Annotated in this window: 23 protein-coding genes; 3 read left to right on the top strand and 20 right to left on the bottom strand. The window is 60.8% G+C overall.

Features of this window, described 5'->3' with window-relative positions; genetic code table 11:
* Window position 1: 1 nt before the first annotated feature.
* From trbB to KCG44_RS03700, 12 genes are all read right to left on the bottom strand, one after another.
* A complete protein-coding gene (gene trbB, locus KCG44_RS03750; protein ID WP_218444289.1) occupies window positions 2–985 on the bottom strand; it encodes a P-type conjugative transfer ATPase TrbB in 984 nt (327 codons plus the stop codon).
* Between the two features lie 180 nt (window positions 986–1,165).
* Window positions 1,166–1,570, bottom strand: a complete 405-nt coding sequence (locus KCG44_RS03745; RefSeq protein ID WP_218444288.1) for a ribbon-helix-helix domain-containing protein — start codon at window positions 1,568–1,570, stop codon at window positions 1,166–1,168.
* A gap of 11 nt (window positions 1,571–1,581) precedes the next feature.
* Window positions 1,582–3,588 (bottom strand): conjugal transfer protein TraG, encoded by a 2,007-nt coding sequence (locus KCG44_RS03740; protein WP_218444287.1) that lies wholly within the window; start codon window positions 3,586–3,588, stop codon window positions 1,582–1,584.
* A 25-nt stretch (window positions 3,589–3,613) separates the two neighbouring features.
* The gene (locus KCG44_RS03735; protein ID WP_218444286.1) at window positions 3,614–5,368 is read right to left on the bottom strand and encodes a relaxase/mobilization nuclease domain-containing protein; all 1,755 of its coding nucleotides are present in this window, start codon (window positions 5,366–5,368) and stop codon (window positions 3,614–3,616) included.
* Between the two features lie 250 nt (window positions 5,369–5,618).
* Window positions 5,619–6,254 carry a lytic transglycosylase domain-containing protein gene (locus tag KCG44_RS03730; RefSeq protein ID WP_255536289.1) on the bottom strand — a complete coding sequence of 212 codons (636 nt, stop codon included), beginning with the start codon at window positions 6,252–6,254 and terminating at the stop codon, window positions 5,619–5,621.
* A gap of 3 nt (window positions 6,255–6,257) precedes the next feature.
* On the bottom strand, window positions 6,258–6,770 hold the full coding sequence (locus tag KCG44_RS03725) for a S26 family signal peptidase (protein ID WP_218444285.1): 513 nt from the start codon (window positions 6,768–6,770) through the stop codon (window positions 6,258–6,260).
* Window positions 6,767–7,225 carry a DUF2840 domain-containing protein gene (locus tag KCG44_RS03720; RefSeq protein WP_218444284.1) on the bottom strand — a complete coding sequence of 153 codons (459 nt, stop codon included), beginning with the start codon at window positions 7,223–7,225 and terminating at the stop codon, window positions 6,767–6,769. The genes KCG44_RS03725 and KCG44_RS03720 overlap by 4 nt, the downstream gene beginning before the upstream one ends.
* Window positions 7,226–7,230: 5 nt before the next feature.
* Complete coding sequence (locus tag KCG44_RS03715) at window positions 7,231–7,512, bottom strand: helix-turn-helix transcriptional regulator (RefSeq protein ID WP_218444283.1); 282 nt, start codon at window positions 7,510–7,512, stop codon at window positions 7,231–7,233.
* A 157-nt stretch (window positions 7,513–7,669) separates the two neighbouring features.
* Window positions 7,670–8,389, bottom strand: coding sequence for an abortive infection family protein (locus tag KCG44_RS03710; RefSeq protein ID WP_218444281.1), 720 nt, complete (start codon window positions 8,387–8,389; stop codon window positions 7,670–7,672).
* Window positions 8,390–8,573: 184 nt separating this feature from the next.
* Window positions 8,574–9,161, bottom strand: coding sequence for a DUF2285 domain-containing protein (locus KCG44_RS03705; RefSeq protein WP_218444280.1), 588 nt, complete (start codon window positions 9,159–9,161; stop codon window positions 8,574–8,576).
* Window positions 9,121–9,288, bottom strand: a complete 168-nt coding sequence (locus KCG44_RS14510; protein ID WP_299864030.1) for a transcriptional regulator domain-containing protein — start codon at window positions 9,286–9,288, stop codon at window positions 9,121–9,123. Before KCG44_RS14510 ends, KCG44_RS03705 begins: the two co-directional genes overlap by 41 nt.
* Window positions 9,289–9,423: 135 nt before the next feature.
* Window positions 9,424–9,693: a DNA -binding domain-containing protein gene (locus KCG44_RS03700; protein WP_218444279.1), complete on the bottom strand. Its 270-nt coding sequence runs from the start codon at window positions 9,691–9,693 to the stop codon at window positions 9,424–9,426.
* Window positions 9,694–9,862: 169 nt separating this feature from the next.
* Between KCG44_RS03700 and KCG44_RS03695 the strand changes: the two genes are divergently transcribed.
* Entirely contained in the window at window positions 9,863–10,081 is a 219-nt protein-coding gene (locus KCG44_RS03695) for a helix-turn-helix domain-containing protein (protein ID WP_171173666.1), read from the top strand.
* 59 nt (window positions 10,082–10,140) lie between these two features.
* On the opposite strand, the gene KCG44_RS03690 is transcribed toward KCG44_RS03695, so the two are convergent.
* The 8 genes from KCG44_RS03690 to KCG44_RS03655 all read right to left on the bottom strand — a co-directional run bounded on the left by KCG44_RS03690 (window position 10,141) and on the right by KCG44_RS03655 (window position 20,267).
* On the bottom strand, window positions 10,141–10,464 hold the full coding sequence (locus KCG44_RS03690) for a DUF736 domain-containing protein (protein ID WP_218444278.1): 324 nt from the start codon (window positions 10,462–10,464) through the stop codon (window positions 10,141–10,143).
* 571 nt (window positions 10,465–11,035) lie between these two features.
* Window positions 11,036–11,524 (bottom strand): hypothetical protein, encoded by a 489-nt coding sequence (locus tag KCG44_RS03685; protein ID WP_218444277.1) that lies wholly within the window; start codon window positions 11,522–11,524, stop codon window positions 11,036–11,038.
* Between the two features lie 125 nt (window positions 11,525–11,649).
* Window positions 11,650–12,594: a DUF2493 domain-containing protein gene (locus tag KCG44_RS03680; RefSeq protein WP_218444276.1), complete on the bottom strand. Its 945-nt coding sequence runs from the start codon at window positions 12,592–12,594 to the stop codon at window positions 11,650–11,652.
* A 298-nt stretch (window positions 12,595–12,892) separates the two neighbouring features.
* Entirely contained in the window at window positions 12,893–13,975 is a 1,083-nt protein-coding gene (locus KCG44_RS03675; protein ID WP_218444275.1) for a DUF7146 domain-containing protein, read from the bottom strand.
* Window positions 13,976–14,171: 196 nt separating this feature from the next.
* The gene (locus KCG44_RS03670) at window positions 14,172–16,223 is read right to left on the bottom strand and encodes a ParB/RepB/Spo0J family partition protein (protein WP_218444273.1); all 2,052 of its coding nucleotides are present in this window, start codon (window positions 16,221–16,223) and stop codon (window positions 14,172–14,174) included.
* A 129-nt stretch (window positions 16,224–16,352) separates the two neighbouring features.
* Window positions 16,353–17,546: a DUF932 domain-containing protein gene (locus KCG44_RS03665; RefSeq protein ID WP_218444272.1), complete on the bottom strand. Its 1,194-nt coding sequence runs from the start codon at window positions 17,544–17,546 to the stop codon at window positions 16,353–16,355.
* 258 nt (window positions 17,547–17,804) lie between these two features.
* The gene (locus KCG44_RS03660; RefSeq protein ID WP_218444271.1) at window positions 17,805–19,301 is read right to left on the bottom strand and encodes a caspase family protein; all 1,497 of its coding nucleotides are present in this window, start codon (window positions 19,299–19,301) and stop codon (window positions 17,805–17,807) included.
* A 66-nt stretch (window positions 19,302–19,367) separates the two neighbouring features.
* Entirely contained in the window at window positions 19,368–20,267 is a 900-nt protein-coding gene (locus KCG44_RS03655; RefSeq protein ID WP_218444270.1) for a pPIWI-associating nuclease domain-containing protein, read from the bottom strand.
* A gap of 118 nt (window positions 20,268–20,385) precedes the next feature.
* Here KCG44_RS03655 and KCG44_RS03650 point away from each other — a divergent pair, with 118 nt between their 5' ends.
* Both KCG44_RS03650 and KCG44_RS03645 read left to right on the top strand, forming a co-directional pair.
* Window positions 20,386–21,213, top strand: coding sequence for a type IV toxin-antitoxin system AbiEi family antitoxin domain-containing protein (locus KCG44_RS03650; RefSeq protein ID WP_218444269.1), 828 nt, complete (start codon window positions 20,386–20,388; stop codon window positions 21,211–21,213).
* The gene (locus KCG44_RS03645; RefSeq protein ID WP_218444268.1) at window positions 21,210–22,073 is read left to right on the top strand and encodes a nucleotidyl transferase AbiEii/AbiGii toxin family protein; all 864 of its coding nucleotides are present in this window, start codon (window positions 21,210–21,212) and stop codon (window positions 22,071–22,073) included. Before KCG44_RS03650 ends, KCG44_RS03645 begins: the two co-directional genes overlap by 4 nt.
* Window positions 22,074–22,094 lie beyond the last annotated feature (21 nt).

Raw genomic sequence — 22,094 nt, 5'->3', positions numbered from 1 at the left:
ATCACGATAGGTCTCCTTTGGGTTGGCTGAGAACAGGTTCGAGGGCGTAGTCGCCCGTGGCGTCAAGGCTGGTGACGCGCGCGAGTTCCGCGAGCCGGCGGTCGGGTCCGCGGCCTGCGAGCACGGCGATGATGTCGATCGTCTCGGCGACGAGAGCGCGCGGCACCGTGACGACGGCTTCCTGGATCAGCTGTTCGAGGCGGCGCAGGGCACCGATCGCTGTACCGGCGTGGATCGTGCCGATACCGCCGGGATGGCCGGTGCCCCAGGCTTTCAGGAGATCGAGCGCTTCTGGGCCGCGTACCTCGCCGATGGGGATTCGGTCTGGGCGCAGGCGCAGCGATGAGCGGACGAGGTCGGACAGCGTCGCGACCCCGTCCTTGGTACGCAGTGCCACGAGGTTTGGCGTCAGGCATTGAAGCTCGTGGGTGTCCTCGATCAACACCACGCGGTCTGAACTCTTGGCGACTTCGGCGAGCAGCGCATTGGTCAGCGTGGTCTTGCCGGTCGATGTGCCGCCAGCGACGAGAATGTTGGCGCGCATGGCGATTGCTTCGCGCAACGCTTCGGCGGCGTCCGCATCCATGGTGTTCGCGCTGACATAGTCGTCGAGGGTGAAGACGGCGACAGCGGGTTTGCGGATCGCGAAGGTTGGTGCAGCAACGACAGGCGGTAACAACCCCTCGAACCGCTCTCCCGTCCCGGGCAGTTCCGCCGAGACACGCGGCGCTCCGGCATGAACCTCGGCTCCGACATGATGCGCGACCAGCCGGACGATCCGCTCACCATCGGCGGCGGAAAGCCGCTCGCCCGTGTCCGACAATCCTTCGCTGAGACGATCCACCCAGAGTCGACCGTCCGGGTTGAGCATGACTTCGACGACGGTGGGATCCTCAAGCCATGTGGCGACGTGTGGCCCGAGCGCCGTACGGAGCATGCGGGAGCCGCGCTGGATCGCTTCTGTCTGGAAAGGTTGGACGGTCATTCGCGGCCCCGCAATTGGTTACGAGGCGCATCAAGAAGACCGTTATTCGGTCAGCGGCAACAGTGTTGAGGGCGTAGTAGGGCTGTGGCGGGCAAAGGCAGGTGAATGAGAAGATCGGTCAAGTCGACAGAGCTGTCGAAGGTAGCTCGCTTAGTTGAGACACTACGGGGATCGGTCGAATCACTCGATATCCTCCGACACCTCTTTCGTCAGCGTGTTCCCCTTCGCCAGCCGCCGGCCGAGTGTCTCGACGAATCCCTCGTAGCGTTCGCGCCCCTTGGCATGGGCGGCATCACGCATGGTGTCCGGCAGCGGTGAGGTGGTGGACAGCCAGAACTTGACGAAGAGTGCGAGTGCCTCATTGCCGACGGACACATCACGCTCGAGCCGTTCGATGGCACGGGTCATCCGGTCCAGCCGACGCACGATTGCGGCCTCGTTCTGCTCAACGGCATCGGGCGAGAGGTAGGAGGCCAGCGCCGCCTCGACGACAGCCGATTTGGAGACTCTGCGACGTGCGGCAAGAGCATCCAGCTCCGGCGAAAGCGCCGGATCGAAATAAACGTTCAATCTATCCTTCTTCATTCCGGTCCCTCCTAAAGCTCGATCCCGTCATCGGGATCAAGCGCGGCCTGACGCGCGACGCCGCGAAAACGGCTCTGCAGTTCCTTGACCCGCTGCGCCTCGTCATCCGGATCCTCGTCGAGTGCGGCGAATTCTTCGCGCGCCTGCGTTGTTTCTGGCGCGATCGCTTCGTGCTCAGGCAAATCGGGTTCGCGGCGCACACCTCCGTCGCTGTCCTCATCGCTGTTTGAATTGTTGAAAGTTTGCGTCGGGGCTGCGATCGGCGGACGATCACTCCAATCGTCTGTGTCGGAATCGATCCCTGCCTCTCCATTCGAGGATTTCGGCTTGGGTGGCGCCACGATCCGTTGCTTGAACTGTGGGTCCGAATAGTACCGCGCCTTCTTCGCCCGGATCGGCGGTACGCCGGAGATGAGCACGACCTCGTCATCCGCCGGGAGCTGCATGATCTCGCCGGGCGTGAGCAGCGGACGGGCCGTCTCCTGCCGCGAGACCATCAGGTGACCAAGCCAGGGCGAGAGACGGTGGCCGGCATAGTTCTTCATGGCCCGCATCTCGGTGGCGGTGCCGAGTGCGTCCGAAACACGTTTTGCGGTGCGCTCGTCATTGGTGGCGAAGGCGACACGGACGTGGCAGTTGTCGAGGATGGCGTTGTTCTGACCGTAGGCTTTCTCAATCTGGTTCAGAGACTGGGCAATCAGGAACGCCTTAAGGCCGTAGCCTGCCATGAAAGCGAGCTGGCTCTCGAAAAAATCCAACCTTCCGAGTGCCGGGAACTCGTCAAGCATCAGCAGCAGCCGGTGCCGTCTTCCTTGCCTGTTCAATTCTTCTGTCAGTCTGCGGCCGATCTGATTGAGCAGCAGCCTGACGAGAGGTTTGGTTCGCGAGATGTCGGAGGGAGGGATGACGAGGTAGAGCGTCGTCGGCCGCGCGCGTTCGACCAAGTCACGGATGCGCCAATCGCACCGGCTGGTGACTTTCGCGACGACAGGATCGCGATAGAGGCCGAGGAAACTCATCGCGGTCGATAGCACGCCGGAGCGTTCGTTCTCGGATTTGTTCAAGAGTTCGCGCGCGGCCTGCGCGACGACAGGATGGGGCCGGTCGCCCAGATGTGGCGTGCGCATCATGGCGGTCAGGGTCGCGGCGATCGGTCGGCGTGGATCGGACAGAAAGGCGGCGACGCCGGCGAGCGTCTTGTCGGCTTCCGCATAGAGCACGTGCAGGATCGCGCCGACGAGCAGCGCATGGCTGGTCTTCTCCCAGTGATTCCGCCGTTCAAGCAAACCTTCGGGGTCGACGAGGATATCGGCGACGTTCTGGACGTCACGCACCTCGCCGTCGCCGCGCCTGACTTCCAGCAGCGGATTGTAGCGGGACGAGTTCGGATCGGTTGGATCGAACAGCAACACGCGCGAGTAACGCGACCGCCATCCGGCGGTGAGCTGCCAGTTCTCGCCCTTGATATCATGCACGATGGCGGATCCCGGCCAGGTCAGGAGCGAGGGCACAACCAGACCGACGCCTTTGCCGGATCGCGTCGGCGCGAAGCAGAGCACATGTTCCGGACCGTCGTGACGGAGGTAACGCTCATCGAAGCGGCCGAGCACGACACCGTCAGGTGACAGCAATCCGCTGGCCGTGACGTCGTCGCGATCTGCCCATCTCGCCGAGCCGTAAGTGGTGACGTCGCGTGCCTCGCGGGCGCGCAAGACCGAGAGGAAGATCGCGACACCGATCGCGGCGATCCCGCCGGAACCGGCGATGATGGCGCCCTCGACGAATACGCGGGGCGCGTAGGCGTCGTAGAAATACCACCAGACGAAGAAATCCCAGGGCGGATAGATCGGCCAGTCGAAGAGTTCGGTCATGGGTGCGCCAAGTTGTGGCTGGAATCCGAGTCGCCAGGCGGTCCACTGCGTGGCCGCCCAGACGAAGAGAAGCACGACGGCGGACACGATAATGATCTGGCCCCAGAGGATCGCGGTGGCGGGTGACTGGCGGGGGTCTTGCGTCATGGTGTCTTGCTCATCTTTTTTTGTTTCAGATTCCGAGACTGCGCCTGCGGCCGAGAGTCCAATCTACGCCGCCGCCCGGTGTCATGGTTCCGGTGACGGTCTGGCCGAGATGCTTTTCGAGTTGGGGTTTCCAGGGCACGAGTTCGAAGCCCATCCCGTCGTCGATCATGGCGAAGCGGCCCGAGGCGAGATCGAGGCGCTGGCGATAGGTGCCGATGACAGCCTCACCCTCGCTCGTGATTCTGCGCGGAAGACCAGTCTCTGCGGTAAGCTTCGTCGCGGCGGTATCCAGTTCGCGTTTGCGGAGTGTCGCCAACAGGTCGCGGGCAAACTTGACGCGCGGACCTTGCCGCGTCGCCAGGCCCTCGGTGACGAGATGTTCGGCCCGCCGTCCGAGTGCATCGTGCACCTCCGAGCCGAACCCGTTCCCGCTCAAGGGCGCGCCGCCCTTCGCCAATTGCAGACGATCGAGCCAGGTCGCGCCATCGGCATCGACCTGCGCGGCGAGCGAGAGATCGGACCGGCCAACCAGAGACAGTCGTGCAGTACTGCCATCACGTGGTGTCCAACTCCGCGTCTCGACGATCCCGCCGATGGGTGTATCGCCGGTTCGGGCCAGGTCGGGGAAGCGCAGGTGATGGACCCGCCCGTCGACGCCGTCGATGACGGCATAGGCTTCGCCCGTCAGTTCATCATGGAGCCCGCGATCGACAAGTCGTCCAAGGACCGGTTCGGCCGGAGTGCTCTCTACCGCGAAGTCCGAAAACGATCGCGCGGGACCGTCCGCCAGAGCGCGGTGCATGGTTTTGATAATGTCGCCCCGATCGCCGAGTTCGCGCAGTGTGCGTTCCATGCCGGGTTTCAGTTCCCAGACGGCAGGCGCCAACCTGTCGGCGAGACCGAGACGTTCCAGCGTCTGTGCACGTCCTATCAATCGCCGACGCAGTTCTGGATCGGATGGTTCCGGCGCGCCAGGTCGAAGATCGACGATGCCGCCGCTCTCGTCCGCGAGCGCGCGCAGGACACGATCAAGTCCGGTCCAGTGCTCGGCGTCGATCTCCGTGTCGAGGCTTGCCGCAATCTCATGTTGGGTGCGTGGCCCCAGTTCGAGCCCGACCAGTTCCTCGGCGCGGGCACGAAAGCCGCGTGCGATATAGTCGCGCGAGATGACGAGGTCTTTACCGTGGTCCGTCTTGCCGCGAAGCAGAACATGGACATGGGGATTGTCGGTGTTCCAATGATCGACGGCGACCCAATCGAGATCGGTTCCGAGATCGCGTTCGGCCCGATCCATGAGGTCACGGGTGAAAGCGTGCAGATCTTCCATGGAGCCCGCATCTTCCGGCGAGACGATGAAGCGGAAGTGGTGTCGGTCGTCCTCGCAGCGTTCGGCGAAGGCGCGTTCGTCAGCGTTACCGTCACGGTCGAACATGGTCGCGTCGCGCCCGTCCCGTGTGACGCCGTCGCGCTTCAGATAGGAGATGTGCTTGGCGAGCGGCGCAGAGCGGTAACGTGCCCCGCGATGGCGAACGACACGCGCCTTGACGATGACACGGCGCTGGGTTCGTGAGAGGCTGCGCGCGGTCGCCGCGAACCGCCCGCGCCCGAAGGTCGACCCCGAGCCGGTGCGGCTTGCGCCGTTGAAACGATAGCCGGTGTGGCCGGCTTTTTTGGTCGCACGCATAACCTGGCCGACGAAGCTCTGCGCCTTGCGTCCGTACGGCCCACGGTCGCGGATACGGCCGGGTTTGATACGGAGGTCATCGTCGCGCCCGGTCATAGTTCATGCCTGCAAGATCGATGAGTGGCACGGTAAAATACCTTGGATATCAAGGCGTAAGCGCTAAGTGCGGCACTGCGCGGCCCCGCGCGACGTGCAAAAACTCCAAGAACAACAACAACATAGCGCGGATCGGTGCCGCGCCTTTTATCTCGCCGTCCCTTCGTTGTTGCCACCTCCGCAACATGCGCTCCCGTCAAAACTGCGAATGAGCAGGCCAGCACGCGCCACGCTGCGAAACACGCAATCATCACTCGTCTACCCGGTTCTGGAGCCCGACGAATAGCGGCGCGTCACGCCAGTCGGATGTATTCGGCCGTTCGTCACCTTGCGATGGCGATACGAAGGACGTGTCGATCAGCGGCGCCAGCGACCGGAGATAGGCGCGCGTTTCGCGCGGCAGCGGACGTCCGGTGGCGAGGTGCTGAGCATAGCGTTCCGGACCGGCATTATACGCCGCGAGGAAGCCGGGCGCGCCGAACCGATCATACATGGCGCGGATATAGGCCGCGCCCGCCATGATGTTGTCGCGTGAATCGAATGGGTCGTCACCGAGCCCATGGCGTGCACGCAGTTCGGCCCAGGTCGCGGGCATGATCTGCATCAGACCCATCGCGCCGGCGCGGCTGACCGCACGGCGATTGCCCACGCTCTCGGCTTGCATGACGACGCGTATCCAGCGTTCCGGGATGCGGAAGCGCGCCGCCGCTTCGGCGATGAAGGTGTCGATCGAAGACGGTTGGACTGCTGAGGGTCGGTCGTCCGTCATACGATGCGGCGGTTCCGCGGATGCGGGAATCGGTGCGCCGGCGATGGCGATCGTGAGCAGCACCATCGTCATGCGAGCGACAGATGACTGACGGCCGGAAAGGGGAAGGAGAGACATGGCTTAATCCTCCCGGGTCCAGATCGGAACCGCCCGACCGATGATCGTGTCGGTGTCGAGCGGCCCGAAATACCGTCCGTCGAGGCTGGCCGGTTCGCGTCTATTGAGGAAGAAAACTTCGCCTTCGCGCAGCACCCGGCAGCCGCTCCAGACTGGCAATGGGCGAACGTGCCGATCAGCCGTCTGTGCCGTCGCCACACTCGCGCCATCGATGGTGATCGTGATGCCGAAACGGCAAACTTCGGCACCCGGAAGGCCGGCGATATGCTTCAGGAGAGGTGTGTCATGACCGAGATATCCGCGCGCGACGAGCCAGTTCGACAATTCTTCGGGCGGGCGTACGACGGCGAGGTCACCGACCTGCGGATCGCGCAACGGCGTCACGAAATAGACGCCGACAGGAACGCTTGCCGATGCGTTCCAGATGAGAATCGGATCACTCCGCACGGCCGCCGAAGCGCCGATCAGACCGATCGCCACACCAGCGAAGGAGAGTGTTCGGCGTGCACGAGTCATGTCTCGATCTCCCGGCGTTTGAGCCAGGCGGCGTGCCGTGCCTTCGTGTAAGGGCGCGGTGTCAGACCGGCGGTCAACCGATGATGGACATGTCGCCAATGATCCGGGCAGACGTCCTCCGGCGCGATGCCGAGCGCTTCGATGCGGTCGATGACGGCGAGCACCGCCTCGACCTTCGGCCAGCCGGAGATATGCAGAAGGCTCTCGCCGCCGGGCGCAACGCAGGGGACGGTTGCATAGGCCTCACCTCGAATGACGGCGCGCAAGATGTCGATCCGGCTCTCGACCGTGCCGTAGTCACTGGCCGTCCAGCGGACGAAGGCAAAGACCGCGCCGGGATCGAAGCCGACGGTGCGGCGGCTGCGGCTCTTGATCGTTTCCTGGACGATATGACCGAAGCGAATCCAGCGCTCGATCCGTCCTTCGATCCACAGGAGTTCGACGGTGGTGCGCATCCCGCTCACCGGCGCTTGTCGCTATAGGCGGGCGAGATTGCCGCGTGCCGCTTGGCGGGCAAGACGGTGTCGCCGGTATCGTCGGACGTCGAGTTCTTCTCGCCCCGGCTGACCCAGGCCTGCAGGTCCTCGACCGCATAGACGACGCGCCCACCTATCTTGGAATATTTAGGGCCGGTGCCGTAAGTGCGATGTTTCTCCAGCGTGCGGCCGGAAAGACCGAGAAATCGAGCGGCTTCGGGGGTTCTGAGATAGCGCGGCGGAAGGCCTGCATTGGGATCGGGCATGGGGTAGCGCCTCCGGTTGCTGTGCCGGGCCGCGACCTGCGGCGGGCTGTCGGAGGCGAGGAAAGCGCAGAAATACCGTCAGGGGGGATGGCGAAGACGGGAGAGGGAAAACGCTACCCCTCAAAGGGCATATAAAAAGTCGAGGACAGCCTGCTGATCAGAACGGGATTTCGTCGGCTGGATCAGCCGCCGGAGCCTGGCGTTCCGCTTCCAACCGCTCGATGAAAGCGAGTGAGGCGAGCACACAGTCGATAATGAATTGCGCCTCGGAGACGGCGAGAAGCTCGTTATCGTGCGCGAAGGACCGCTTGTTGCGCGCCTCGTTCAGCCCCTCGAAGAGCTTATGCTGGACACGCAGGGTTGGCAGCGCGAACGCGCTCACGGCGCCTTCATCACGCAGCACCTTGCCATAAGCGCCGAAAATGGCGTGCAGCGGCGTCTTCGCATCGACGGGTTGCCTGCGCGATGACAGCAGGTCGCGGAACCGTTTGACACAGTAGGTATGTACGCGGTCGAGCGCGACGTCGGGCATTTCGGCGACGAGGTCGGCCGCAATAGAAGCGCGGAGCTTGGGAAGTGTCGTGTCGCCAGAAAAGTCCTTGAACGCGTCGTCGAGCTTTAACGTGGATGCGTTCTCCAGCTCGGTCGTAAACTGCTCAAGCCAGGATTTCAGGCGGGCTTCCTCGGCTTCTTTGGGTTCGACATAGTCGGAGAGGCCGCACCTATAGGCCCAGAGCGTTCGGAGAACCTGGGCGACGAGCCGCGGTTCTGCAACCTCGACGAAACCCCGCAGCGTCTTGCCCTTGCTCGTGCCCTCGAGCTGAAACCGAGCCTGAAAGATGTCGAGGCCGAAGCTCTCTTCGAACCATTCGGCCATCGTCCTGTCGGAAAAGTCGAGAACATAGCCGCCACCGCTGTGAAATATCTGATCGAAGACTGCGCGCTGGTGGGTTAGCAGGCGACGCGTCCGGCCGAGTATCTTTACGGTGCTTGAATCGAGGTTTTGAGAAGGCTGTGTCATGACGAGAACATAACGAAAACTTCGCGATGTTCACAGTTCTCTATCGATGTTTGCCCTGCAAAAGCCGTCGATACCCCTTGTCAATCATACTGCGTCCGTATGCAGCGAGGCGCGCGATTTGGGACTTGAGCGCGTTGGTCTTCCACGGCTCGTCATTGACACGTTGTTCGCCGTAATAAGTGATGGCGATCATGCGGTAGGTCGCACCCTGACGCAGCCCGTCGACGGTTCGGAGCGCGTGTTTCAGGCGTTGGCGTCGCTGGCGGGTCAGCGGATGCCCAACCGGCAGCCCACGGAGCTGACGGTAGAGCCGATCGGCGGCAGCGAGATGGACTGTCCAGGCGTCGTCGAACGGCACGACGATACCGAAGTTGGAGTCGGCTGCGGAGCTCTTGGCGACAAGTTGAGCGCCGTTGTCGAGCTTGAGCCAGGTGTACTCGGAATCGGTCGCGCTTGCGACGACCGGAAGGGTTCCGATACTCGAGGCGTTACCATCGAGTTGGTGCGCGGGAGCGATCAGATTGACAATCGCCGGGGCGTCCGCGGGGTTCCAGAAGACGGGCGCTGTGGGCGGATCACGCTCCGGATCAACGGCGAAATCGAAGGCCCCAGGCGGCGCAGGCGCCATCGCCCTTCCTTGCTGCGTAGTCCGATTGGTAGCTCACGTTCCGCCTCAGACATTCCCAGGCCAGTCCCGAAAGGTCGAGATCGTCAAAATGATCGTAAGCACGATTGTCGAGCCAGTCTTTCGGCATGATCATCCTCCTTGCAGAACAGCCCCCGCAAACAGATGACGTTTGTCACGTTGGATGATTCCGCCGGGAGTTGAGTTTGGCTAGTGAGAAGACGCGCATCGAGTGATCCGGTTTGCGCATCACCAGTGCGCCGAACTATGGCAGGCCGTGCTTGAGGATCTCGCGATAGCCCTGTTCGGTCATCCAGCGCGCACGGCTGAGATGACTATCGTGCACACGCCGGGCACGTTCGGGTTCCGCCGTGGCGTCTATTCCGAACAGCACGGACGACACTTCTTCGAGCGTCGCGCCGGTAGTCTCGGCGTCCAGCAGGCGCATATAGAGCTTCAAGTGATCGCGGTCATATGTCGTCAGGCGCGTCTCGTCCGGCGGAGCATCGGCGATCGGCATTTGCGTGGTCGTCATTGTTTGTCCTGTCGCACGAGCGTTAACATTAATGAACCAGAAACCATATCGCCCGCAACTGTCGGTGGGTTGCAATCGCAAGTTCGCCGTCAGCCGCCAGAGTTAGGTTCAGGCTCTCGCGTATTATAATACGTCGCATCAAAATACGCGATCCGCATTTATCGTGCGGATGGATATCAAGGAAATTTTTGGAAGAAATCTCAGAACTTATCGCATGAAACGCGATCTCAGCCAGGGCGCATTGGCTGCAAAGATGGGCGTGGATCGCGCCCATGTCTCAGCGATGGAGCGGGGCCAACAAAACGTAACCATCGTCACGCTCTGGCATGTCGCACTGGCGCTCGACGTGAAGCCGGCTGAGCTTTTGAATGACGAAGAAGAAACGTAGGAACGCAGCAGATGGCCCTGCCCGGACAAGTCCGGGCAGGGCCATCTGCTGACGATCGCTCAGTCGCCGTTGCGGCGGTTGGGGCGGGACCAGATGAGGCTGTAGCCTTCGCCGTCTTCATCGCCGAAGAGGTTGGCGTAGATCGGAGCGGTGAAGCTCGGATCGTCCAGCTTCAGGCCCAGATAATCGCGGCCCTCGTTCGACTGTTTGGTCCATGCGGCGCCGATCTCGGCGCGGCCGACCAGGACGCGGTGGCTGGGAGCGTTCTCGCTGGTCTGGCTCGTCTCCGGGACGATACGGACGTTCTTGGCCTGGACGTTGAGGGTGACGATTTCGCCGGTGAATTCGTTGCCGGACTTCTTGAAGGTGCCGATGGTAGCCATTTTCAGTTCTCCTTTAGGTTTTCGAGCCCGCGCCCGTCGCGGCCTCGATGGTGATCGCAAGGCCGGGGCGATCCGCCGACGCAGCCGTCAGGCCCGAAACGCCAGTGGAGGACGGCGCGGACGGAAGTTTCTTGTGCCCGCGAGGAATGGGCGTGAGCCCAGGGGAAGAAAGTTCTGGGCGCGCCGTTGCGGACAAGACGGTCGAGGCATCAGCCGATCCCGGCCAGATCAAGCCACGAGAGGCCGTGACGGGCGTGGGTGTCGAAGCGTTAGAGAGAAAATGAAGGCTGCCTGTCGTGACCGGCAAGGCCCCGGCACTGATGATCGTGCGAAGACAGGCGATGTCGTAAGATCAGGATTTATTGCAGCGTTTCGGGCAGGCCAATCATGGGTTCTCGCTCGCAGGTGTCGTCCCGATCGTTGCCCGAATCGGCGCCAGCTGTTGCATGTCGTCAAAACGGACGCGGGACAGGGCCGAAACTGGTGACGTACGGTCCGAGTGACTGAGCTCGGTCAGCTATCCCGTGATGCGTCGATGGCTTTGCGCATGGTTTCCCAACCACGCGGCATATCACCGGTCTCGCACAAGATCTTGTCCGTCGTTGGCCGTGCGGTTTTCACCGCGTTTTGTCGTTATCGTAGGCGGCGTTTCTTCCGGTCCTGACAGTGCCGCAACGCGCACCCAGGCAGTGATACCGATGACCAAGGCGCCGATGCTGCCAAAGGCCAGCGACCAGTTCTCACCCGCGCTACCGATCCCGGATAATCCCCTGATGGCGTGGAACCCGGCGACGCCAGCTGGAATCGCGTAGATCGCACCGATTGCCAGCCTGATCGGCGTAGATCGGACCGTGGCGAAGGCGATCTGTCCCAGGATTAGCGTCGCAGCGCCCGACAAGAACGCGGCGACAATGGCCGCGAGGACGCCTGCATCGCTCTCATAAACATAGAGACCGACCGTCATCGCGACGAAAAAGGGCAGCGCGTAGACGGCCAGCGTGAAGAGCACGTAGACAATGACGCCGAGGCCGAGGATGCTCAAAACGGTGGAAAGGAACATTGGGGGGTCTCCTTTGATTACACGCACCACCACCACCACGGCACTGGCGCATGATAGCGAAGAAAGGCCTGCGCCGGAATGCACCCGCGCAGGATCAGGTGATGCTATTTGCGGAACACGCTTCATCATGAAATCCGCTTCTGCTTGCGGAAATCGAAGGCCGTAATACCGAGCTTCCTCGCTTTGTCGGCGAAATTGTCCTGAATGCCGGTGCCTGGGAAGACGATGACCCCGATCGGAAGGACATCGAGGATAGCATCGTTGCGCTTGAACGGCGCGGCCTTGCCGTGACGCGTCCAGTTGGGCTTGAAGGCGACTTGCGGCACCTTGCGAGTCTCGGCCCATTTGGCGGCGATCAGTTCGGCGCCCTTCGGTGAACCGCCATGCAGCAGTACCATGTCGGTGTGCTTGGCATGCACCTTGTCGAGCGTGTCCCAGATCCGCCGATGGTCATTGAAGTCGAGCCCGCCGGTGAAGGCAATCTTCGGGCCTTGTGGCAGATGAACCTCGGTATCGGCGCGTTTCTTTGCCGCAAGGAAATCCCGACTGTCGATCATCGCGGAGGTGAGGTTGCGATGGTTGACCCGCGATCCCGAACGGGCCGACCAGGGTGAGCCGATGAGGCGGAGATAGTGGGCGGCGGCGGTGTCGCGATACACCTCCATGCAGTCGCGGCGCTCGATGAGTGACTGGCCGATGGTGATCAGCCGTTCGAGTTCGACCGATTTGACTTCGGACCCGTCCTGTTCGCGCTGCCCGCGTTTCTGCGTCTGTTCGTTGTCGTCGAGTTTGCGCTCGATCCGGCCTGTGGCGCGGTGGAACATGTTGACCGTCGACCAGAGCAATTCGTCGAGGTCGGCATCGAGCATCGTGTCGGCCATGGTTGCGACCAAGGCATCGAAGATGTCGGCGACGGCGCCTTCGATGCAAGTGTCTTCAGGCACCTCGCGCGGGTCGGGTTCACCCTCCGGCGGACGATGGCCGAAGAGCTGGAATTCGGCACAGATCGTATCGGTCGGCGATGTGCCGTGATGCGGTTCGGTATCGTTTTCGTCGGGATCGGTGAACATGGGGTGCTCCTTCATCGGGGGACCGCGACCGCCGCGGCCTTCGTGGCGACGAAAGACGGCGGGCGGGACGGGACTGCACCCAGACGCACAGCGGGAGGGCCGGAGCGCCAGCGGAGGATGGCGGAGGCCGGTTCTTTTGCTTCGCGATGGAACGGCCCGCAGGGCCGACGGAAAAGAACCGGGCGCAGCCATTGCCTGACCGGACCGCCTGCCGTTCTGTCGCCCTCTTAAAGAAGGCCGTGGTCGCGGCTCTCTCCGTTGACGGGTAGCATGCCCCGTGCGATCTCGTCGGTGACGCTCAGCCCGGAAGCGTCTCCCCGCCGACCGATGCCGATGTACACAGGTAGCGATCGACATCCTCCGGCGCGATCTGCACCCGCACCTGCTGTCGGAGATCGTCGATGCCGGTGTGGCGCAGATCCTCGTTGAAGTCGCCAAGACAGGACATGAGTGGCAACGCCTCTATCCCGGCCCCACTCGCCCGGTCGACCAGGTTTTCCAAAGCTTTTTCGCCGGCCGGATCGTTGTCACAAGCGACATAGAGACGGCGCAAGGTGGTGGGAAACAGGATGGCGGTGAGATGCGCGGCCGAGAGTGCTGCCGCCATCGGCATATTCGGCAAGACGAGCTTCAGCGACTGCATGGTCTCGATGCCTTCGCCCGCCGCCATGATATCGCGCGCAACCCCGAAGCGGACCGCATGGCCAAGCAGATTACCCATCGCGCGGCGCGGCGTGTCAACGGGTGCCTTGCCAAGCGTCGCCTCGGAGAAGCCATTGGGATCGAGCCAGGTTCTGTGCGCACCGGTGATAGCACCGTCGAGGTCGGTCACTGCAGCGATCAATGCAGGCCAGGTCTCGGTGGGGCTGTGCGCGTCGGGGCGATAGAAGCAGTTCGGATGGAATCTCAGGCTGCTGTTTTCGTGTAGCGCCGTAATTCCGCGTTCACGCAGATACGCTTCGGCGAGAGTGCCCGAAATGGGCTTTGCCATGGCGAACAGCCGCCGGGCCGCTTCAGGCGAGCCGGTCGAAGCCGGTGCAGATCGGCGCTTGGCGGTATAGCCGGGTTCGGACTGAGGCAGGCTCAGGAAGCGTCGTGCCTCGGTCGCCACGTCGACAAAGTCGATCAGCCCGCAGTTTTCCCGAATGATATCGAGCAGGTCGCCATGCTCGCCCGTGGCGGCGTCGGTCCATTTGCCCGCTGCACCTTTGCCGGATTCCGGACCCTTCAGGCGGACATACATCGACCGGCCGGGCGTGTTCCGCACATCGCCGATCATCCAGTAGCGCCCTTCGCGGCGACCGTTGCCGAGATAGTGCCGGCAGACCGCCTCGGCATTGCGTGCGAGACGATGCGCCAGGTCTGATGCTTTGTTTGCCATGCATGCCTCTTCGTCTTATCGCTACGAAAAAGGGCCCGCCGTTTCCGACGAGCCCTCCGGTTGCGAGGGAGCCAGGGGGACGCCCTCTCTCGCGACACAGCCGCAGTGGGGAAGGCTTCCGCGACCTGTCCATATTGAGTTGGCGACGGCGTGTCGGCCATCGACCGTCAGCCGCCGTTCGCCAGTCTTTGTACGATCACTCGGCGGCTTCGAGGGCCGTCTGATGTTCGCCCGGTTCGCTTTCATCGCCGTGCGCCGACAAGTTCTCGTCGACGATCTCGAACTCCGGTTCATCGGGCTGTTCGATCAGCGGCGGCGTGCGCAACGGCTCAGGCAGCCAGCCCGTACCCGCTAGTAGTTCCTCGGCGGCTTCGACCATGTCTGGCTTCTTGAACCCGGCGATCCGGTCGGCGTCCTTGTCGCCCTTCGCTTCGCGCACTGCGGCGGCGATCTGCGCCTTGGTCGCGCGGCCCAGATAGCTCTGCGCGGTCGGCGACCAGCCTGCCTTCGCCATATCGAGGCCCAGCGTGGCGGCTAGCCCGTCCGCATGGGCGATCTGGCGCGGCTTGCGATAGTGCGGTTCCTGCACCGCATTGACCGTCATCGCCACGCAGTGCGCGAAGAGTGCGTCCCGGCTGTCGCTGTCCCATTCGATCAGCGCGTCCCAAAGCTCTTCGGGTTCCTTCGGCAGATTGCTCGCCCAGGTCTCGATACCGAGATCGATCGACTGCACGTAGGGCATGTCTGCAAGACCTTCGGCCTGCGCGCCGAACTGCATGCTTTTCGGTGTGATCTCGATGCAGCTGTCCTGGCCGTAATGGTAGAAGAGCTGCAGCACCATCGCGTGCAGGCAGGCGAGCATCGCCAGTTGCGGATCATTGGCCAACGCGTTGCGCAGCGCCATCGTGCGGTGGACGGTCAGATCGCAGACAAGACGATCCGACAGCGGCTTGGTGCCGTCATCGTCCTCTTCCTCATCCAGATCGGTGGCCTGGCCAACGCCATCTACGGCTTCATCATCCGTGTTCGGATGGACTTCATCGCCTTCGGAACCGTCATCGCACTCAATAGCGGGTTCGTCCTCGGGCCGGACATAGCCGCGCTCGACGCGCAGACGACCAGAGCCGTCGATACTGACGAAGGCGCCCGCGATGGCGTAGTCCTCCGGCTCGAACCGGATCGGACGATTCTGGAGAGCTTCCATGGCCGTCTCGATCTCGCCGAGCCGTTCGTCGACCTCCTCGGGAAGCTCGTCTGCTTCGGCATACTCCTCTTCGAGTTTGTCATATTCGGCCTTGAGTGCGGCGTAGGTCGCGTCTTCCTCATCGCTCATCCGCTCGGCTTCGCCGCGAATGCGCCGCAGGTCGTAGGTGTGGCCGTAGGGAAAATCGGTCGCGACCTCGATCCAGTGCCAGCCTTCGGCGCGTATGGCCTCGGCTTCTTCGTTCAGCTTCTCGGTGACCATGGTCTCGAGCAGGGCCGCATCTTGCAGCCAGCCGCCATCGTCGGTCTGGAAGAGATCGCGCAGCACTTCGCCTCCGGCTTCGACATAATTGTCGAGCCCGACGAATTGCGCCCGCCGGTCGGAGGCGCGCACGGCGCCTTCGGTCAGCATGCGGCGGATTTCGAAAGGCTGCTTCGAATAGTGCTGCTTCAGCGCATCCCAGACCTGTTCCTGGCGTTCGTGGTCGGGATTGACCGTGAACGCCATGAGCTGGTCGAGCGTCATCTCTTCCTCGGCATAGGCGTCGAGCAGTGTCGCCGAGACGGCGGCCAGCTTGAGGCGCTGCTTGACCACGTTGACCGAGACGAAGAAGGCCGCGGCGATCTCTTCTTCCGACTTGCCCTTCTCGCGCATTGCCTGGAAGGCGCGAAACTGGTCGAGCGGATGCAGCGGCGCGCGCTGGATGTTCTCGGCGAGGCTGTCCTCTTCCGCCAGACCATCGATGCGCACGATGCAGGGCACCGGCGCCGTCTTGTTGAGGCGACGCTGCTTCACGAGCAGTTCGAGCGCGCGGTAGCGGCGCCCGCCTGCCGGAATCTCGAACATGCCGGTTTCCGCGCCATCATCGTCAAGCACGGGCCGGACCGTGATCGACGACAGGAGCGTGCGCCGGGCGATGTCCTCGGCCAGTTCCTCGATTGAGACGCCGGCCTTGACCTTCCGGACATTGGACTGGCTCAGCACCAGATTGTTGAAGGGGATGTCGCGCGAGGCGCTGAGGGTGATTTTCTTGGACTTTGTCATGGGAGTTCTCCGCGACGGGCGGCCACGAGACTCTCTCTGACCTCCAAACCCGTCACGAAAACCACGGCCCACCTCTTCCTCTGAAGGGAGATGGACCGTGGACGGAGGGTTTGGGAAGGAACGCGCGGCTTAGGCGGCCATTTCCAGCAACTTTTTAGCGCGGGTCTCCATGGTGAGGCGCGCGTCCTGCTGCGGCTTGGACCTGGCAACGGCGGTGATGCCCTGAACGAACTCGAACACACTTTCGGGCGGGCGTCCTTCCTCAGCGAGGACGGTTTCGACGATCTTGCCGGTTTCCGCCTTCGAGAAACCGTGTTTGCGCAGGAAGTCAGTACGGTCCTCGTCGCTGCGCGCTACGATCCGCTCGCGTGCGGATCGGATGCCCTGGACAAAGGGCTGCGGCGAGGAGTCTGCGAAGTTAGCCAACGCCGGCGCCGCCTCGTGGGCAAACCGGTTGGCGGCGTATTTCGAGTGCCGGATCGAAATCTCCTGGAAGTCCTCGACGCCCCAGAGATTGCGGTTCTGGCAGACAGCGCGCAGATAGAAGCTTGCGATGCCGAGCGTCTTCGCGCCGACCTCCGAGTTCCAACAGTAGAAGCCGCGGAAGAAGAGATCGGGTGAGCCGTCGGGTAGCGTACCGGCCTCGATCGGATTCAGGTCGTCGACCAGGAACAGGAAGACGTCGCGATCGGAGGCGTAGAGCGTTGTGGTGTCCTTGGTGATGTCGACCATCGGATTGTAGACGCCGCTCGACCAGTTGAGCACGCCCGGCACTTTCCAGCGTGTGTCGCCAACGCCGTCGCCCGCGATGCGCTGCACGGCGGAGACCAGTTCATGGTCGTAGATGCGGCCATAGTCCGGGCCAGTGACGGCGCGGAGCTCGGTGCGGCCGTTGGCGACTTCCATGGTCTTCACCTGTTCGGCGCGGTGGTTGGTCAGGCCATATTGCAGGTTGATGCCCGCGAGCGGTGCCGGGAGTTGACGCAGATATGCCGCCGGTGCGCCCACGAGGCTCGCAAGTTGGCCGAAGCTCCAATGGGTTGGCGCGACCAGCGCCTCGGCGTCGGGCAGGACGAGCGCGAGGCTCGAAGGATCGTCACGATGGGCCTCGACACGGATCGCCGCGCTCTCGACCGTCCGCGTCTTGCTCTGCTCGGCGCGGCCCTTCACCGAAGCATAGAGCTCCGAAAGAGAGAGATATTTCTCGTCGTCGGGCCGGGAAAACCACTCGGACGATACCCGCCCGTTATGCCCGCCGCGGGACACATCCACCTTGTAGCCGCCGCTCTCTGGGCGTCCGTTCATGATCTCAATCGCTGTCATGGCTGTTCTCCATGACGGGCGGTCTGAGAGCCTCTCTCTCGACCTCCAAACCCGTCACGGCGATAGCCGCAGGCCTCTCACTCTAAGGGAGGCGTTGCGGGGTCTGCCCGCAGAAGGGGTCGGGCGAGACTACAGGCTCGACCGCAGGGGAAGGCTTTCCCCTCATGGTCAAACCCAACTTGCGTAGAGACTTTCAAAGACAGGATTTGGGACAAACGAAAGCGTCAGAAGCCTGAGTGCTCGCTGGTTTGCTATCCCTCAAACACGTTGGGAGTCGTCTGAGAGATATTTGATGGGTTCTTGCGGGGCGCCTAGCGCAACCGGCGTCGCCAACTCCAATATGTCCAAGAAGCCGGATTTTCGCTCGGCGCATATGCTTATACGCCCGTCAGCTAGATCAAACTCCAGTCGACCCTTTTCCGGAAAGTAGTATGTTACTCGCTGTTTTCGCTCAGATTCTTCCAGCGTTCCACCATACTCTATTTCAACGTCTTCGAGACGTCGAACAACTGAGTCGAAATCTGGACCGCGTCCACGAATACGGCAGACAACGCGATCGAACGTGATGCCAAAAATCTCGTCGATGTCCTGAAGGTTTTCCTCGGAGTCGTTGCGCACTGACAAACAGCGCATGATCTGGATTTCCGCAGGGTCGTCCGGTGTTTGCCTGACCTCGATCCAGAAACGGAAATAATCGGTGTCCAATGTGTCGTCACCGGTTCCGATATCATCCCGACGCAGCCGAAAGACGCGTTTGGCCTCTTTGTAGTAGTCCTCGATTTCTTCGGCGATCTCTTCTTCAAGTAGGCTGCGCGCAAATTCTGCACTGCTTGCATTCACGTTATCGGGCACGAAGTGTTTCTTTGAGCGGGAGAACCCCGGCAGTCTGTCATAGCTGCGTGTTTCAATGTGGCTGAAATACGTGGTGTCCGGTTTGAAAGATAAGCCGGTGAAGTCATTCTCCGGTGCGACCGGTTCGTCGTCCTCTTTTACATGGCATATCGCGAAGCGGTTTGTTGCTGACATGCGTGCGAGTGGGGTCTGCTGTGCTGCCGTTGACATATTTTTCGTGACGTATCGGCGGACCGAAGTGCCTAGATAATCTCGGAGCGAGGCGTCGGTAATAACGGAGTATGCGTCAATCGCATCTGGCGCTTTACCACTTAGCGCTTGCACCAGGTGGTAAGACCAAACCCCGTGGCCAAGCCCGGCATGGCCATAGGACTTTTGTCCTGGCGTGCAGGAGAGAAAGATACCCACATATTGGTCAACCTTCACGAATTCTTTGAATTCAATTTCGCTCATATTCGAAACCACGCTACGGCTGCTAAACTGGTCTTCAAGATCTTCGGCACGGGCATCAATGAATGCCAGGAGTCGTTGGCACGGGCTTTTTTCAACAGGGTCGAAGAGTAGCGCGCGCAGGTTGAGAGAGGTTCCTGACAGATTGTGACCGTTGCTGTCCCAGACGGTGATCAGGTTCGAAGTTCCGTTGTGGAAGCCGTGCCCAGCATAATAGAAGATCAGAAGGTCGTCCGGTCCTGTCGCGTGGATTCCTTCTTTGACCCCATCCTGAACGTTCATACTTGTTGCCGCGCTATCAATCAGTTCGATGCGGTGTATGTCGTTATCGGGGAACATTTGATCGAGCGCCGCCGAGAAGGCTTCCGCGTCGGCTTTGGCATAATCGACGCTTGGGATCTGGCCGTTTCTTCCCGACTGATAGTCTTCAATGGCGATGATGATGGCGGTCACGTGGCCACCGCTGGAGAGCAGGCTTGAAGGCTCTTCTGAGACATCTGTTTTTTTTGGGTTTCTTGGTCATTCGAAAAAGTTGCTGTTATCTACTCGAAGAACAACATCGTCGGGATGAATCTCCATTGGCTTCGCGGGATCTGATGAGATCATGGCATCGTAGGGGTAAGAGTCGTCCTGGCGAAATCCGATGTCGTTGCGCACATCAGAGCTAGAGCCATATTGCAGTTCGACCTCGACCTGCCCGGTAATTGCATATTCGATTTTGGTCGCCGTAAGCGACCTTACTTCAACGGTGTCGATGTAGTGCCCGTCAACTGTTGTGTGTGTCGATAGCTCATCAAGTTCCTGGATGGTTTCAGAGATCAGATTTTCGAAGACGGCGTTGTGCATGACACTTGCCGTAGCCCGAGTAATCTCCTCTCGTCCGTCTGCAGCGGCACGAAGAAGGTCCAAAAGGCTTTCGAATACTTCGAGGATCATTTCGCGGACCACAGATCCCTTGCGCAGGATTGTCTCAGAGCGAACATGAGTGGATTTGTTCAGCGCTTCGAAGGCATCCAAAAGTGGCTTCGTGAAGTCTGTCATTTCAAGCTTGAGCGCGTCTTTGACGAAATCCTCCGGGAGCCCTGCATGGACGATGTAATGTGCCTTTTGACGTCGAGTGACGGTCTTGGTGTCTTTGGCTTGTACAAACCAAACACACTCTCGCACGGCGTCGTCTGGCGCGAGACTATGCAAAATGTGGCCGGTGACTTCGCGGAGCCCGCTGGCGACTAGATTTCCTCTGATCGGATTTTTCTTGTCTCGGGCGACACGCATGACGCCCTTGACGAGTTTCTTCAAAAACCCATCGTCCGGAAACAGTCCTAGCAGATCAGCCTTGAGCGCCAGAATGTCATCCCAATTGGCCTGCTGCAGCTTTGCATCCGGTACTTTTGTCGGTGCAGCTGGTTTTACGCCCATACCCAATCCTTCTCGAATCATGTCAAAATCTCCGCTCTAACTGCGGATTTTCCAAAACGGATAGCATAGAAAATGCAAACTATGTTGCAAAATCCGCTCTAGAAGCGGATAAAGCAACATGGTTCACGATCAGCGCTCAGCGCTTTCCAGTTACGTCAACAACCTGCTCTCCAAAGGCCGCACAGTGTTCACTGCTGACGATGCCCGGAGCGAGCTTGGTGTAGAGCATGGCGCATTTCTCGATGCGGCAGGCCGTCTTCAGCGTCGTCAAGCGCTCCTGAGCCCACGACAAGGGTTCTACGTAATCGTACCCCCGCAATACGCGTCTTGGGGTGCTCCGCCGCCGTCTTGGTTCATTGATCCTTTGATGCGATATGAGAAGGCACCCTATTATGTCGGTTTGCTGAAAGCCGCTGAACTTCATGGTGCCACGCATCAAGCTGTGATGGAATTTCAGGTCATCACCTCAAAACGGATGGCAGAAATCAGAACTGGCCGCAGTCTCCTCACATTCTATTACCGCAAAGAACTAGAGACCGTATCTCAGGGGATTATCCATCGAAAAACCGATACGGGTAGCATGCAAGTGTCTTCGCCTTCACTGACTGCCCTCGATATATTGCGGTATCCGCAGGCCTCGGGCGGCCTAGATAATGTGGCGACCGTTTTGTCGGATCTCGGCGAAAAGATTGAAGCTGATCAACTTGCGACGCTCTCCAAGAGCTTTGAAAAACCGATCGTCCAGCGCTTGGGTCATTTGCTCGATTGGCTTGGATATCAAGCAGCCGCTGACGGAATGTTTGCGACCCTAGATGCACGTGGATCCTATCGTTGGGTTGATCTCGACAGAAAGGAGGCTCGTGATCCGGACTTTGCGCCTGAACCCGTCGCGAGAGATGATCGATGGCGCGTCGTTGTGCACCGTCATCCGGAGCTCGATGAATGATACCAGCACAAAATATCGTAGCTTGGAGCAATGTCGCGCCGTGGGCTGAACAAAGGCAGATCGAACAGGATTTGATCATTAGCCGAGCACTGATCGATATCTTTAGCGACGATTTTTTACGCGAAGAACTAAGGTTTCGAGGTGGGACTGCGCTGAACAAGCTCCATTTTCCGAAAGCTCTCAGATACTCGGAAGACATAGATCTTGTTCGAACCAGAAGCGGTCCGATAGGTCCGCTTCTTGATCGATTGCGTGTGGTCTTGGAACCTTGGCTCGGACCTGCAAAATTCGATCAAAGTCCGGTTGCGCCAAAGTTTCGTTTTCAAGCGGATGCCGAAGATGGCAGCGATGTGCCCATCCGGTTGAAAGTGGAGATCAATACCCGCGAAATCGAGGCTTTCGACCCGATCATCGCTATGGTCCACAGGGTTGAAAATCCGTGGTTTGAGGGCGAAGCCGAGATTCCGACATTTTCGCAGGAAGAGATGCTGGCGACAAAATTGCGCGCATTGCTTCAGCGAGACAAAGGCCGTGACCTCTACGACCTGGCACATGCGCTCGACGTATTTGAAAGGCTGGTGTGCGAAAGAGTCGTAGAAATGTTCATTCAATATCTTGGGCTTTCAGAGCAGGTCATCTCACGGGCGCAGGCGCAAGAGCGAATGTTTGCGAAGCTGGCGAACCCCCGACTGTTGCTTGATATGCGACCGCTTCTGTCCGCGGAACAAGCGCAGGCACTTGACGATGAGGCGACGGCCGTAGCCTTTCGGCGCGTCTTTACTAAACTGGTTGATCTCCTGCCGGGCAGTCCGTGGGCGAAGACAGAATCCATGAAACAACGGTTTGGGATCACATGGTGACCAGGTTGGCGCACATCAAAG

This window comes from Pacificimonas pallii, assembly GCF_019204005.1.
Classification (GTDB): Bacteria; Pseudomonadota; Alphaproteobacteria; order Sphingomonadales; family Sphingomonadaceae; genus Pacificimonas; species Pacificimonas pallii.
The sequence above is the reverse complement of the archived record's forward strand: the minus strand, read 5'-3'. Positions and strand labels throughout refer to the sequence as shown.